This window comes from Nitrosospira multiformis, assembly GCF_900110185.1.
GTDB classification, from domain to species: domain Bacteria; phylum Pseudomonadota; class Gammaproteobacteria; order Burkholderiales; family Nitrosomonadaceae; genus Nitrosospira; species Nitrosospira multiformis_A.
Window position 1 is genome coordinate 42,455 of the sequence record NZ_FOCT01000001.1, and the last position, 13,816, is coordinate 56,270.

General features: G+C 51.1%; 19 protein-coding genes and 1 pseudogene. 18 read left to right on the forward strand and 2 right to left on the reverse strand.

Features of this window, described 5'->3' with window-relative positions; all coding sequences use genetic code 11:
• Nucleotides 1-30: 30 nt before the first annotated feature.
• The 18 genes from BMY01_RS00210 (at nucleotide 31) to BMY01_RS00290 (ending at nucleotide 11,671) form a co-directional block, all read left to right on the forward strand.
• On the forward strand, nucleotides 31-399 hold the full coding sequence (locus BMY01_RS00210) for a hypothetical protein (RefSeq protein WP_074743606.1): 369 nt from the start codon (nucleotides 31-33) through the stop codon (nucleotides 397-399).
• Complete coding sequence (locus tag BMY01_RS00215; protein WP_074743607.1) at nucleotides 399-731, forward strand: DUF6682 family protein; 333 nt, start codon at nucleotides 399-401, stop codon at nucleotides 729-731. The genes BMY01_RS00210 and BMY01_RS00215 overlap by 1 nt, the downstream gene beginning before the upstream one ends.
• Nucleotides 728-1,351 (forward strand): phage adaptor protein, encoded by a 624-nt coding sequence (locus BMY01_RS00220; RefSeq protein ID WP_074743608.1) that lies wholly within the window; start codon nucleotides 728-730, stop codon nucleotides 1,349-1,351. The genes BMY01_RS00215 and BMY01_RS00220 overlap by 4 nt, the downstream gene beginning before the upstream one ends.
• Nucleotides 1,352-1,354: 3 nt before the next feature.
• Nucleotides 1,355-2,251 carry a hypothetical protein gene (locus tag BMY01_RS00225; RefSeq protein ID WP_074743609.1) on the forward strand — a complete coding sequence of 299 codons (897 nt, stop codon included), beginning with the start codon at nucleotides 1,355-1,357 and terminating at the stop codon, nucleotides 2,249-2,251.
• Nucleotides 2,251-2,601, forward strand: coding sequence for a hypothetical protein (locus BMY01_RS00230; protein ID WP_074743610.1), 351 nt, complete (start codon nucleotides 2,251-2,253; stop codon nucleotides 2,599-2,601). The genes BMY01_RS00225 and BMY01_RS00230 overlap by 1 nt, the downstream gene beginning before the upstream one ends.
• Entirely contained in the window at nucleotides 2,592-3,182 is a 591-nt protein-coding gene (locus BMY01_RS16940) for a hypothetical protein (RefSeq protein ID WP_081353598.1), read from the forward strand. The genes BMY01_RS00230 and BMY01_RS16940 overlap by 10 nt, the downstream gene beginning before the upstream one ends.
• Nucleotides 3,183-3,289: 107 nt before the next feature.
• Nucleotides 3,290-3,463, forward strand: a complete 174-nt coding sequence (locus tag BMY01_RS17660; RefSeq protein WP_175463172.1) for a hypothetical protein — start codon at nucleotides 3,290-3,292, stop codon at nucleotides 3,461-3,463.
• 2 nt (nucleotides 3,464-3,465) lie between these two features.
• Nucleotides 3,466-3,777 carry a hypothetical protein gene (locus tag BMY01_RS00240; protein WP_254772532.1) on the forward strand — a complete coding sequence of 104 codons (312 nt, stop codon included), beginning with the start codon at nucleotides 3,466-3,468 and terminating at the stop codon, nucleotides 3,775-3,777.
• Entirely contained in the window at nucleotides 3,774-4,049 is a 276-nt protein-coding gene (locus tag BMY01_RS00245; protein ID WP_074743612.1) for a hypothetical protein, read from the forward strand. The genes BMY01_RS00240 and BMY01_RS00245 overlap by 4 nt, the downstream gene beginning before the upstream one ends.
• 51 nt (nucleotides 4,050-4,100) lie before the next feature.
• Nucleotides 4,101-4,655, forward strand: a complete 555-nt coding sequence (locus tag BMY01_RS00250) for a lysozyme (RefSeq protein ID WP_074743613.1) — start codon at nucleotides 4,101-4,103, stop codon at nucleotides 4,653-4,655.
• The gene (locus BMY01_RS18185; RefSeq protein WP_074743614.1) at nucleotides 4,652-5,365 is read left to right on the forward strand and encodes a hypothetical protein; all 714 of its coding nucleotides are present in this window, start codon (nucleotides 4,652-4,654) and stop codon (nucleotides 5,363-5,365) included. The genes BMY01_RS00250 and BMY01_RS18185 overlap by 4 nt, the downstream gene beginning before the upstream one ends.
• A 29-nt stretch (nucleotides 5,366-5,394) precedes the next feature.
• Entirely contained in the window at nucleotides 5,395-6,687 is a 1,293-nt protein-coding gene (locus tag BMY01_RS18190) for a hypothetical protein (RefSeq protein ID WP_254772533.1), read from the forward strand.
• 162 nt (nucleotides 6,688-6,849) lie between these two features.
• Nucleotides 6,850-7,233, forward strand: a complete 384-nt coding sequence (locus BMY01_RS00265; RefSeq protein WP_074743616.1) for a hypothetical protein — start codon at nucleotides 6,850-6,852, stop codon at nucleotides 7,231-7,233.
• Between the two features lie 33 nt (nucleotides 7,234-7,266).
• Nucleotides 7,267-7,701, forward strand: a complete 435-nt coding sequence (locus BMY01_RS00270; protein WP_074707032.1) for a hypothetical protein — start codon at nucleotides 7,267-7,269, stop codon at nucleotides 7,699-7,701.
• 9 nt (nucleotides 7,702-7,710) lie between these two features.
• On the forward strand, nucleotides 7,711-9,231 hold the full coding sequence (locus BMY01_RS00275) for a hypothetical protein (RefSeq protein WP_074743617.1): 1,521 nt from the start codon (nucleotides 7,711-7,713) through the stop codon (nucleotides 9,229-9,231).
• Nucleotides 9,228-9,842 carry a GNAT family N-acetyltransferase gene (locus BMY01_RS00280; RefSeq protein ID WP_175463176.1) on the forward strand — a complete coding sequence of 205 codons (615 nt, stop codon included), beginning with the start codon at nucleotides 9,228-9,230 and terminating at the stop codon, nucleotides 9,840-9,842. The genes BMY01_RS00275 and BMY01_RS00280 overlap by 4 nt, the downstream gene beginning before the upstream one ends.
• Complete coding sequence (locus BMY01_RS00285) at nucleotides 9,835-10,959, forward strand: hypothetical protein (RefSeq protein WP_074743619.1); 1,125 nt, start codon at nucleotides 9,835-9,837, stop codon at nucleotides 10,957-10,959. Before BMY01_RS00280 ends, BMY01_RS00285 begins: the two co-directional genes overlap by 8 nt.
• Nucleotides 10,952-11,671, forward strand: a complete 720-nt coding sequence (locus BMY01_RS00290) for a hypothetical protein (protein ID WP_074743620.1) — start codon at nucleotides 10,952-10,954, stop codon at nucleotides 11,669-11,671. The genes BMY01_RS00285 and BMY01_RS00290 overlap by 8 nt, the downstream gene beginning before the upstream one ends.
• Here the strand turns inward: BMY01_RS00290 and BMY01_RS00295 are convergent.
• Nucleotides 11,667-12,208: pseudogene (locus BMY01_RS00295) on the reverse strand (IS3 family transposase); the annotation flags it as partial. The gene BMY01_RS00290 and the pseudogene BMY01_RS00295 overlap by 5 nt on opposite strands.
• Entirely contained in the window at nucleotides 12,165-13,301 is a 1,137-nt protein-coding gene (locus tag BMY01_RS00300; protein WP_074743621.1) for a hypothetical protein, read from the reverse strand. The gene BMY01_RS00300 and the pseudogene BMY01_RS00295, both read right to left, overlap by 44 nt.
• Between the last annotated feature and the right edge of the window lie 515 nt (nucleotides 13,302-13,816).

Sequence of the window (13,816 nt, forward strand, 5' to 3'; positions counted from 1 at the left end):
TGGGAATCGCCTTTTTATTGAGGATTTCATATGCCAAAAGTCAAATATATTGCCACCGGCATTAAGATTGACAGCATCAATGGAGTGGGATTGCGTTGGGAACCGGGTCAAGTGCGGAATGTAAGTGCTGAAGTTTCTGAGAGGCTGCTCGTGTACTCCGATACCTGGATGCGCGTCCACGATGAGACGCTGGATAACGTTGTGCCGATCGGGCTGGCGCAAGCAGAGAAACCGGTTGAAGAACCGCTGCCGGTGATCGACTTTCATTCCATGGGTAAAAAAGCTCTGCTTGAGTTTGCCGAGCGCAAATACAACGAACGGCTGGATAAGCGCCAAAACGAGGGAACGATACGGCATAAAGTGATTGCCCTGTTTTCCAAGAACGAGATGCCGGACTGATGCCATTCTCATATCAGTCAATTGTCGAGTTGGCTCGCATCCCGCTCAATGACGACGACAAGACGCGTTATCCGGATACCGTATTATTGTCCTTTGCCAATCAGGGGATGCTGCAGATACTCAAACGGCGACCGGATCTGTTCATGGGCAGGTTCAATAACCTGCCTGATGGGGAACGCGCCTTGGATGATGCTTTTCCGCTACCCGCTATATACCTCCAAACAGTAGCAGACTATGTTACGGCCAGAGCAGAAATGTCTGACGATGAGCACGTCAATTCCGGCCGAGCCACACTATTCATGCTGTTGTTCGGCTCCGAGGCGCAACCATGAAATCCTGGAGCGATTTTTATGATCTGCTTATGCCAGACCTGCCTGGATGTCCCGCTGCTGCAGCCGACAGTGCGTTGCGCCAATCTTCTATAGCGTTTTGTGAGCAATCCCTGGCCTGGCAAATCGAGCACCAGTCTGTCTTCATAATAGGGGACATTGCGGAGTATGTCTTTTCTCCACCTGAAGGCGCGGCAGTTCATGCCATCATAAATGCAGTGCTGGATGGAGAAGAAATAGAGCCTTTTGCCTGCGAGAAGAACATCACGATCAGAAACTGGCGTCGCCAAAGCGGCAAACCGCTATATGTTCTTGGCGGTCCATCTTCGCTGACCCTGGTTCCAACTCCGGATAGTAACGGGGTATTGGCAATAACGGTCGCATTAAAACCTTCGGCCACCAGTACAGGGATTGATGACGGGCTGTTCCACGAATACCGCGAAGCCATTATTCACGGCTCGATGGCGCGGCTAATGCTGTCACCTAAAAAGCCCTATACCAATATCCAGCTAGCCGCCTATCACCAGCAACAGTTCATTATCAAGACGGCGGCAGCAGGCATGAGGGTAGCCAGAAGCTATGTCAGAGCGCCCTTCCAGACAGCGATCCTGAGACGAGGATAAAACATGGGACTCAAGTTCTCGAATTTTGGCAAGGCCATTATCAGTTCCGCCCCAAGCGGGACAACAGGATTGAGCTTTACGGTGGAGGCCGGAAAGGGTGTTCTCTTTCCATCGCCCGGCATCGGCGATTATTTCTATGGCATATTCAAGGATGCTTCCGGCAATCGGGAAATTGTGAAAATCGAGGCACGTACGACCGACAGCTTAACCATTGCCCAAGGAGGACGAGGACTGGACGGTACGGCTCCCCGTACCTGGGCAGCAGGCGATTACTTCGTTGCCGGCGTGACCAACATCGCCTTGCAGGAATCTCTTGCAAATCCAAATCTCCAGGCGCTTGGCGCCTTGGAGACGTCAACCGATAAGATGGCGTATTTCACTGGACCAGGCACAGCTGCATTGGCGAATCTGAGTTCCTATATCCGGAGTTTGCTGGATGATGATAATGCGGCGGCTGCAAGAGCGACTCTAGGCGCTGCGCCTGAGAGCCTCATTCCCCCTGGAACCGTTATGTCATTTTTTCAGGCGACGGCTCCGGCAGGCTGGACTCAGGTCACGACGCATCATAATAAGGCGCTGCGTGTTGTAGGAAGTGCCGGTGGCGGTTCGGGTGGTTCAGTCGCGTTCACGTCAGCCTTCACGTCGCAGGCAGTTTCGGGTTGGAACAGCGCGACGACATTGACTTCGGCGCAGATACCGGCGCATACGCACAGTTTGAGTGTATATGGGACATCAGGCGGAGGGACTAACCCCAGCGGTGGGGGAGGTGGAATTATTACCGGAATGCCAATTACGGATGTCGGCACAGGTGGCGGTGGCTCGCACAGCCATATTTTTACCGGCACGGCCATCAACCTTGCCGTGCAATACATCGACATAATCATAGCGAGTAAGGATTGATGGAAATACGCATAGCGAATTGTCCGTTGGAGGCAAAATGTGAAGAGCTTAAGCTCGAGGATGAGAAACCTGTCCTTTATCGATGTCCATGGTATGTGCAGGTTCGCGGCGTAAATACCAATACGGGACAGGAAACCGATTCATGGGGATGCGCTATAGGCTGGCTGCCCACGTTAATGGTCAACACTGCCAACGAATCCCGCAAGGGCGCCGCAGCTACAGAATCCTTCCGTAACGAGATGGTGAAGCACAGCGAGAAAACACAACAGGTACTGCTTGTGGCAGCGCACATGGCCAACAGGAAGGTCCAGGGTAACGGCTTATTGGAGCAGAGCGAGATATGCGAGTGACAATCATTCGGGACGACAGCGTGGTTGGAATCGATGGCGTATTCAGGCGAATCGATTTATCGTCGTTGAGGGCCAACGTGCGTGCTGTGCAGTGGAACGATACAAGCGGCCATATAGAGTATGACGATACTGCAAATACGCTGCTCACAAACATGGCGGAGTTTCAGTCATTTGTGGATCTATGGAAAACCGCGGCATCAGAACAAATCACCGCGTTGACTGCACCGAGTCCGGATCAAATGAAAGCAGCGGCTGTCGCCCGGATCAATGCTGCTTATCAGGCAGACGTAAGGAAATTGACAGCAGTTTATCCAGAGGAAGAAGTGAAAAGCTGGGCATTACAGGAAGGAGAAGCAAAGGCATGGTTTTCAAATCCTCAAACCCATACTCCCTGGCTGGACAACGCTGCTGACGCTCGAAATATGAGTAAGGCAGATCTGGCGGCCAAAATCATTGTCAAGGCTGCTGCATTTGCGAGAGTGCATGGCCAACTGACGGGCAAGAGGCAGAGATTACAGGAGATGATTGCGGCGCTTGGCGATTTTCCCACCCAGCAGCAATTGGATGACATCAAGTGGTAAACACATGATCGAAACTTTTTGAACAAGACAACAAGATGCGGCGTAGCCGCTTTTTTTTTGCCCGAACGGGCTTTTTTATTCAATACCCAGGAGGAATTATTGTGACCATGTTCCAACGCAAACGCATCAAAGCTATCCAGGAAGAGGTGGAAAGACAACATGCCGCAGTCGAAGCCCGCGCAGACGGTTTATTGGAAAAGTTGAAGGGGTCGAAATGGACGGCCGCAATATTGCTGGGTGCGGTCGTATTTGCAATCGTAGTTTTGTGGAGTTTGCCCTGATCATGGCGGATGATGACGGTGATCATAAGGTTGCGAGGAGGACCGAGAGGCGGCGGGGGCCATCCACCTACACATTATCCTTCGGTGGAATTATTGCAGTGGCTGGCCTGGTTGCGTCAGGCGTAGCGACGTACAACACGGTGCAAAATGATATCGCGACCCTGAAACGAGGCGAGCTGTATCAGGAAAGAACCAATGAACGTCTTGATGAGGAAATCAAGTCGATGAGAGCCGAGCAGCGTGAAACGTTGAAGGAATTCAACGACAAGCTCGACAGAATCATCGAAAAATGGACGAGAGGGAGAAAGCCATGAGGTATTTGCTTGGAGTCTTGTTTCTGGCGTCGTGCACCACGTTTACCCCCCTGGTGACGGATGAACCGCCGGTGACGAACGAAACCCCAATGGAGCCACACGTTTCAACGATACAACCGCAAACATCGATGAATCCGGGGGAAGTTTCGAAGCCAAAATCCAAGACAGCATCTCCCATTCCGGAAATATCCTCGTGCGCCACACTGAATGCAGGCAATGTGAAGGAGACCATAAAGGCGAAGCTGGATTGCATCACCGAAACTATTCCCTGACACCTGCATACCGATACGCATAAATGAGCATGGAACACGAGGAATCGAAAGATGAGTAAGCCATTGTTTAGCCAAGGCAGGTCCGCTGTAGCGTTATTAGTGGTGGCTGCATCAACACTGGTTGGAATCGCGGTGAACGAGGGGTATAAGGATGAAGCATATATCCCTGTGCGCGGGGATGTCCCCACCATAGGGTTTGGGACGACCACGGGCGTGAAAATGGGAGACAGGACAACTCCTGAGAGGTCTTTGATCCGGTTGCTGGATGAAATCGAGGATGTTTATGCGGCTGGAGTCAGACGCTGCGTGACTGTGCCTCTATATCAGCATGAGTATGAGGCGTATGTGAGCCTCGCTTATAACATCGGTGTTGGTGCATTCTGCCGAAAAGCCTTACCTGGAAAACCGCCTAATCTTATCGACCTGCTCAATGCCGGACGGTATGCGGAAGCGTGTGCGCGCATAGAGGCATTCAAGTATGGCCCCGGTAAAAAAGTATTGCCGGGGCTCGTGAAGAGACGTGCTAAGGAACGTGCATTATGCGAGGGACGAGGAACTGATTTACAGCAGGATACCCCTCCCGGAACAGGAAATTTGGCGGGGTGAGCGCATTCAGGATTTCAGGATTCTCCGGCCTTGTGCCGCGGCTGGCAAAGCATTTGCTCAGCTCGAACCAGGCGCAGACGGCGACCAATTGCAACCTTGCCGCTGGCGACTTGCGGCCCAGGAACGCGCCGCTACTTGTTTTTTCTCCCCAGATCGATGGCGAAATCCAGTCGATGTTCAGGATGGAAAAGGATGGGAGCGAAAAGTGGCTCGTCTGGAGCAGGGATGTCGATGTGGCCCGCTCGCCTGTTGCAGGGGATACGCTTCAGCGATTCTACTACACGGGTGACGGGGAGCCGCGCACCTCCAACTTTGAAATGGCAACAGCGGGCGCCAATGCTTATCCGTCCACCTGTTATGTACTTGGGGTTACACCCCCGGTTAGCGAGCCACTGGTGATTGCGTCGGGTGGAAGCGGAGCAGTGACTTCCCGTGCCTATGTTTATACATTTGTCACGCAATGGGGGGAAGAGTCGCAACCTTCCCCCGCTTCGATAGTGACCAGTGGAAAGATAGACGCAACGTGGATGATTTCAAATCTGGACTCAGCACCCCCCAATTCCGGGACAGTTACCGCTGTTTCCAGGAATTCTCCAGTTGCCGGCCAAATGGAAATCAGCCTTGATACCGTCTTCGGTTTAAGACCGCACGAGGAAATCCAGTTTGAATCGGTATCAGGCATGACTGACTTGAAGGTCAATTCATTCTGATAAGCGTAGACCCGATAACGAAAAAAGTGGTGGTATCCCTCTCTTCAGACCAGGTCTATACCGGTGGCGGGAGGTGGAAGCGCGAAGCCCCACACAATATCCAGGGGATGAACAAGCGCATCTATCGGACGCTCACCACTTCGTCAGGGACCGAGTATCGCTATGTCGCAACACTTTCCGGGATTACAAAAAGTTACAGCGATACTGTCCCTGATGCGGTTATTGCACTGGGAGAAACACTACCCTCCACAAACTGGGAAATGCCCCCTGCAAACATGAGAGGCATTGTTGTACTTGCGAATGGAATTGCCGCAGGATTCACGGGTAATGAGGTGCTTTTCTCAGAACCGTTCAAACCTTACGCCTGGCCCATTTCGTATCGACAAACATACGACCAGGAAATTGTAGCCATCGCTGCAATGGGCACCACATTGGTTGGCATGACCAAGGGCAATCCCTTCACCATAACCGGGGTTGAGCCTGCGACCATGGGCGGAGGAATGGAGAAGCTGGGGGTGGCGTGGCCTTGCATGTCGAAACGAGGAGTAGCGAATTTTGCATTTGGCATCGGGTATCCCGCTCCGCAAGGGATGGTAATGATCGGGGCAAGCAGCGATATTGTCACAAAAGATTTGTTTACCCAGAAGGAGTGGTCCGAACTGAACCCCGATACCTTTATCGCGACCTCTGCCGATAACCGCTATTACTGCGGCTATTCGGCCGGCGATAGCTCCCTGATGTTCGTGATCGATAAGGCGGAGGATGCATCCTTTACAAAAATCAACCAGAACATCAGTTGTATCTGGACAGATCCCATAACCGGCAAGCTTTACATCGCCACAAACAAGAAAATCTACGAATGGGAAGGGGATACGGGAACCAAGCTTTTCTATGAATGGAAAAGTAAACGATTCATTACTGGGGCACCGGTTAATTATGGTGCGGGGAAGATCGATGCCGATTTTGAAATGACGGAAGAAGAAAGAGCAGCGGCGCAATCCTCCTATAAGGAAGCTATCGCTGCCAACCAGACATTGATCAGTTCTTATTCCATGAATGACGGACTGGCAGATACATGCCTCGGTGAATACGAGATCGGGGGTGACGCGACACAGGATATTCCCCTCTTATCCATAGACTCTCTGCAATTTCAATTATGGAGCGATGGCGTGCCGAAATTTACCAAACAGGTCAAGAATAACAGGGCATTTCGGCTTCCCCGCGGCTATAAGGCCGATAACGTGGAGTTTGTGCTATCTGGCAATGTGAAGGTAAACAGCCTCGTCCTGGCTGAAACAATGGATGGATTGAAACAGGCATAGCTGCCATAAGTGTCAATCCAGTAGCTGGGTTGACACTTTCAGTTCATGGTCTTGAGCTGCTCTGGGTATTTCAAGCAGTTTTTTCTTCCTGATTTTTGTTACCCAAACGCGAGCCGCCCCTATCCGGGCGGCTTTTTTTGACTATAAGAAAAGGAATTTTGTATGGCGAAGTATGTTCATTCCGACGTACTGGATGGTGGATTGAATGCGATAAAAAACAATGCGGGCCGCATGCTGCTGTTAAAGACATATTCCTTTGCTGACAGTTATGCAACCGTTAATGCTAATGCAATTTGTGCGGTTGCAATGGCGCCCGGAGATTATGCACTGTCAGGTGCCGACGGCGCAGCGCGCGTGCTGACAGTCGCGGCACGGAGTGGAACAGCCTCAGCCAATTCGGGCAGCGCCCCGGATCTTCACATTGCATTCACTGACAACGTGAGCAAGGTCTTGCTGGTGACCGATGAAACCACCGATCAGGTGGTAACGAGCGGCAATACAGTCAATTTCCCAAGCCTGACTTACACGAGCTCCCAGCCCACCTAACTCAACTCCTGGCGATATTCCAGATAACAAACCATGGCAACATTTACCCAAGCGCAGAGCGCGCGCAGCGTCGTGCTCAATCTGGGAACGCTGGCAAGCGGCACCTACATAACTTCGTCAGCCATTGATCTCGGACCTGCTATCCCGCTGGATATTACTTTAGAGATTGAATGCGATCCTAACGGGACTCCAACCGGCAGCCGCCAACTCATATTATTCGCAAAACTATCGCTCGATAATGTGAATTTCGGAAGTGGCCCGGAAAGCGGAACCGACGCCACCAACGAGGCTGACCTGCATTGGATTGGCACGTTGCCGTGCAATGACACGAACGTGCACCGAAAGCTTTTCAGCCTGCAAGGTCTGCCAATCAGCCGTTACCTGAAGCTGGTCGTAAAAAATGACATGGGGGTGGCAGTCAGCTCAGGGAGTATTTACAGGGCCGATATTACCGGTCTTTCCACCTGATCTGCCGGCATGTCCCTCATCACCCTGCGAAACAGATTGGTAAGGCAGCCCCAGCACGCTGCGCCCATTGATTATGCCGGCCTTGGCAAAGGAATACGAATATTGTGGAACCCCGCCGCAGGGGCGGTCGATCTGGTTACAGGGCGAGCTTGGGCAGCGGGTGGCAATGCGGCAATTGTTCCGGCACAAAATGGCAAAGTGTTTTCGTTTGATGGTGTCGATGACTATTACGCCTACACCGGCTATCCGGAACTGACCGGCAATGTCGGCACCTTCTTTATGTGGTGTCCCATTGTGGGTGGCCCTGATATGCATGGCCACTGCCCCTTCGGGGCTTCTTCTCCCAACGCTTTCGCATACCAGATTTACCCTGACTTAAAAGTAGCTATTAGTTCCAATGGCGCCAGTTCCGGTACCCTTTCTTCATGGTTCAACACAAAAAACCGGAGTATTGTTTTCGTATCGGGGGGTACGGCAGCGACGTGCAAAGTTTTTCTCGATGGGAAAGAGACCGGGTTGACCTGGACAAATCCACCCGTAGCCTGGGGAGCGGGGAACAAGAATTTCAACCTTGGACGATACGTTGGTGGGAATCTATGGGAGTTTGATGGTGCGATACTGATAGCCGGCTTTGCCGATACAGTCTGGGGGGTGGCTGAGTCACGGGCTTTTCATGAAAATCCATGGCAGCTATTCAAGGCACCTGCACGAAAGCCGTGGTTCGGTGATACAAGGCTTGGATTAAGCGGTGTAGCTGCAATACAAGCAAATAGCGGCAGCGCCGGAGAAATTGCTCAACATCACGTGCTTGCTGTTGCGGGATTAACACAGGCGGGTGGCGCCAATACGGGCAAGATCGAGCAGAATCAAACCCTTGCGACGGCTGCCCTCGTTCAATCCAACCTGGGTAGCGCTGCCGGCGTTACCAGAGATATTGCCCTGGCGAGTGTGGTAATTGCGCCGGGCAGAGCCTTGAGCACGGGGAAAGTAAGGCAGGCGCACATGCTCAGCATGGGCGCATTGGCCCAGGAGAAGGTATTCCCAGGCGGAGCAATCACGCAAACTCATACTCTGAGTGAAGCCGACCTGGCGCAATTTAACGCAGGTCACACCCTCCCCATATCCATCGGCAGTGGCACGCTTGTCGGGACGCCCTTCATGCAAGCCAATGCTGGCGGAACGGGCGTAATTACCCAGATACACATTCTTGTCGCCACTTTCTGCACCCAAATCAATAAAGCAAGCTCCAAAGCGATAAGTGACGGGGTTGTGATTGAATCCACGCTTTTCAGCAAACCTGCTGAAGCGATCTATATCAAGAAGCCTGGCATTCCGGTTGGAACACCTCCTTGGCTCAAAACCATGCTTGAGATATTGACCGGAAGACGCGGAAACCGAATAGCGCTTCCCGCCTTTCGCGCGCTTACATTCTCTGCTCCCCCTACTCAGGCTGAATGCGAGGCGTTGTATGCGTACATAAATTCTGTTCGCGATTCTCTCGAACAGCTTATTTCACGTATGGATGGATGATGAATATTGAACTGATTTCACTGCTCAAGGCAAATATGGGCTTGACCTTGACATCTGATCTGGCCGCGGATATCTGCATTGCCGCCTACCGCATGGAAACGCTTGCGCAACCGAGAGATATTGCACAAGTCAAGCCTCGATATAACGGCGGCATAGTATTCGCTGTAGAGCGTATCGAGAACATTACAGAAGAAATAAAGCATTTGCATCGCCTCCATTGGAATGAAACCGAGGGACACAGACACCGGCTACCGTTCCAGCCGGATTACGAGACTTTTATCCGGTATGAGCGGGCGGGCCGCTACCTTCTTTTCACCGTAAGAAGCGAAGGAAAGTTACTGGGCAATTGCGCCATGTATCTGGACAAGAGCGCCCACACGCAAACACTTATTGCCACGGAAGACACGCTGTATCTTTTGCCCGAGGCGCGACGCGGCACTATTGCCAAGCGTTTTGTAAGGTATGTCGAGAATGCCATGAAATTGCTTGGCGTTCGGGAAATCAACATTACCGTAAAGACAGTTAATAAGGCCGCACGGTTTTTCCGATTACTCGGCTACAGGCATGTAGAAAATGGATTGACCAAAATATTGGAGATTGAAAATGTGTAGTTCGAAGCCCCCAAGACCGGATCCGCTCATTGGGCAGGCGGCAAAACAACAGGCCGATATCGCCCAGCAACAACTGGATGTGGCAAAACAACAGCTCGAATGGGAGAAGGACAGAGCCAGGGTACAGGATCCCCTGATCCAGAAAATTGTAGATCAGCAGATTGCCTCAGGCGAAGCCAATGCAGCGAGGGCCGAATCGCAATGGCAGGCATACCGGAACCTGTTTGCGCCGATAGAAGAGCGCATGGTGAGGGAGGCCAACGAATTCGACTCGCCTGAGCGTAAAGAGCGGATGGCGGCCGAGGCAGGAGCGGATATCGCAAAAAGTTATGAGAGTGCCCTGGATTCAAGCCAACGGACGATGGGACGCATGGGAGTCAATCCTAATTCAGGCAAATTTCAAGGCCTGGCCCACCAGATCAGCCTTGGACTTGCCAAAGACACGGTGGGAGCCATGAATAAGGCCCGGCGCGAGACAGAATTGCAGGGCATGGCCATGCGGCAAGGCATGGCCCAATTTGGGCGTAATATGCCTACCATGGGAATAGCCACCGATGCGGCAGCACTCAATGCAGGTAGCGCCGCCACTGACAATCTGGCAACGAAAGCCGGGCTGCATACCGCCGGCATGAATGCAGCGCAACACTGGTATGACGGCGCCCTCGGCGCGAATAACTCATCCGGCAACCTGATGCTGAACCAGTATCAGGGACAACTGAATGCATGGCAGCAACAGCAGCAGAATAAAGCGGGAGGGCTCAGCGGATTAGGCAACCTGGTCGGCACCCTGGGTGGAGCTTACCTGATGAGGACCCCGGGGCTGCGAACGGGCGGTGTCATCAGGAACTACAATGCCTATGGTTTATCCACATTGAAGCGCGAAGGCTATGCGGATGGCGGGATAGTACAGGGCCCCGGTACCGGCACCAGCGATTCCATTCCAGCTTCGATTGAAGGCGTGCAGCCTATCCGGTTATCCAATGGCGAAGCGGTACTCAACAGGAAAGCGGTGGAACTTGTAGGAGAGGATTTCATTCACCGTCTCAATGTCGCGTCAGGGTTGATGAAGCGCAAGGCGACAGTGAATAAACACAATAGGGAGGGGGACCATGCTTGAAAGTCTGGGCGCATTTGCTGGGGGCCTTGCACAAGGTATACGCACGGGACAGGATATGAAACTCCGGCAGCAGGATGCCAACCGGTTGAAAAAGGCGGATGAGCGCGAGGCGGAGTTGCATCGGGCGAGGATCGATAAGGCAGATTTTAACAGGGAAAAACGCGAGCGGCTTCGTGCCGCTAACGATGAGATAACCATTCCATGGCAGCAGGATAAGCCGAAGCCATCTACTCCTGGTTACCCGACGCCCGGCCTGAGCACCGGGTTGACAAAAACACCTCCTGTCGTAGAAGCCGATGCTAGGGGCCTTTCCAGCCTGAGCAAACCAGCAACACAAATTCCATCGGATGAAATGATTGCCAAGCGCATGTTGACTGGCAACCTGCTTGAAGATGCGGATGAACTGACGCGCATGGCGAACATTTACAAGAAATACGGCCTTCTGGAAGAAATGGCGCCCTGGATGAACAAAGCCTACGCAGCGAAGAAAAGGGGAATTCCCGATGCGCTGAACTCCCTGTTAACCGGGAACGCAGGGAAAGCCAGAGAAATCCTTGAAAAAGGCGGATTAGCGCTTGCAGATGATCCTTTGCAACTGGATTCAGACGAGCAACAGAATGTATGGAGATTCCGATTCATGGATGGCGGCGAGACGGAAATCGATCTGAGGGAATTTGCGAGAAGGTTCTTTCCTTCGCAAATTCAAAAGTAGTAGTCATATTCATATCTAAGTGATTGTGCACATTCTCCGATCGAAAGCCGCAGACCTTCTTGCTCCAGCGTTTACACTGCGGAATGCTATACAACCTCTGCTTTCGCGTCAGTCGTGCTACACGGTTCAATCCACACGCCAAAACTTCATAACGCAACTCCTTCCAGACTTATGGACTGCTCATCACTCCATCACTGCTGCTGTGAATCTTCCTGATGCGCTCCAGCAAACGCCGGTCATCGAGCGCTTCTGACTCAAGGGGCGATCTCGCCAATAATAGTAGCGGCTGGTTGATACACTCAGACAACGATACAGCAGGCGAATGGGAAAGGCATAGCGGCAGCGTTCAATCATGCGATATCTCATTTCGACGCTTTCGCAAAGAACGCCGCCGCTTCTTTTAAAAAATCACACTCCTTACTGACTTGAATTAGCTCTCTTCTGAGCGCTCCCATCTCCTCATCCCGAGACCTGCCTTCCCTGAAAAGCTTTATTACCAACCGAGCTCATTTCTCGGCAGCAGCGGCTCAGCGTATTGGCCAATTTTCACTGCTCGGTCTCGCACCTTTTTTAATTGCGCTAGGACTGTCAGGCTCCAGATGAAGATTAAGGAAGAGGAAAAAACGAAGAATCGGAAGTGATTTGAAGGGAATAGAAGCATATGTGCCGCAGTAAAAACAAAAGGCAGGATAAATAGACAGTAAAAATGTACCTTGCCCCTATTTACCTGATCTCTGTTTAGCCAGAACAAGTAAAGAGCTAGCACGTAAACCACGGTATGAGAATGGGAAAGTAAGCTCTGTAACAATAACGCATAAGGTATGACGTAATCGCCGACCTGATGAGAAATAATGATATTTGCCGGATATGGGCTAAGCGAGCCGATAAAGGTGAAGTTGAAAAGCGTTAGGTATCCATAGTTTCCAGTTAACTTGGTAACTAAAATATAAATAGCAGCAGCAGACAACAGTGAAAATAATGAAATAAACCTATCCCCCTGGCGATAGGTAAATATCATTAAAAGCCCCGAAAGTAATATGAAATCCGTCCTGATCACGGGAAGGATGGTGGCAACAAAAAATTTGAGCTTCCCTTTTTTAATTAAACTGTATATTCCTAGAAGCGAAAAGAAACAGGCCATTGCGTCAGGTGTCGAAAGCCGGGCGATCTCCGAATATCCGGTTAGTGCAACAATAAACGGAAGTATTGCTATCGAGACTGTGGCTTCTAAAATAATTAAGCCTAGTACCAGGACAGACAACGAAGCGAAGATTGCGCTGATCACGTAGGTTGCTTTCGTGTAACTCAAGCCGAAGTGCTTGAAGAGCCGTATTAATTCGACATATGCAACTCTAGGTGAATAGAATGGGAGTTGCTGCTCTAAAGAAGCGGGATCTCTAAATACCGTTTCTCGATACTCCCCTGTTACCAGTTTCGAAAATCTTTTGGCACTTACCCCCTTCTTTATGTCTCCATATGTTTCCCGCGTTAGATCCACTCCTCTATAGCCGTCTCTGTAATAAGCAGCGGCAACGTATGCAACCATGTCCCAGTTGCGCTCCGGTTTCATGATTCCATATATTAAGATGACTGCTGCCGTGGCAATAATGATTAAATATTTGAAAGCCATTAAAAATTTCGCGGGTTTTATTAGCACATCTTGGATTAATACAAGCCGGTACAGTTTATCGGGGTAGGATCACAACGTGTACCTTAACATGGCGATTCTTTTATTAAGGGAGGTACTCCTCGCCACCCGAACTGAGCACGAGAAGTGCAAGCCACTCTACAGCCTTCCAAGAATTGCCGCCGTCACCACACTGCGGCAGCCCCTTCTAAGATTTGCCAATTGGAAAAAACTCAGGGGAAGAATTTGGGGATGTATTTTTACCTATGGAGGATAACGCACTGTCGCCATTCTATTTCCAAGCGATCAAGTTCGATAAAAAGGGACCCTTTTTTGGGGACAAAAACTAGACACTCGACACCTAATTTTGTTAAACCTTGTAGTAGCTCTAACAGAGCGAGTTCAGCACCATACTGGCTGCCAGAATGCGATATAAAACAAATGTGCATCTCAACCCTTAGTAGAAAGCAGGGTGGGGATAGACTTTATAAAATGCTAAAAAAGGTTACGCAAAGAAG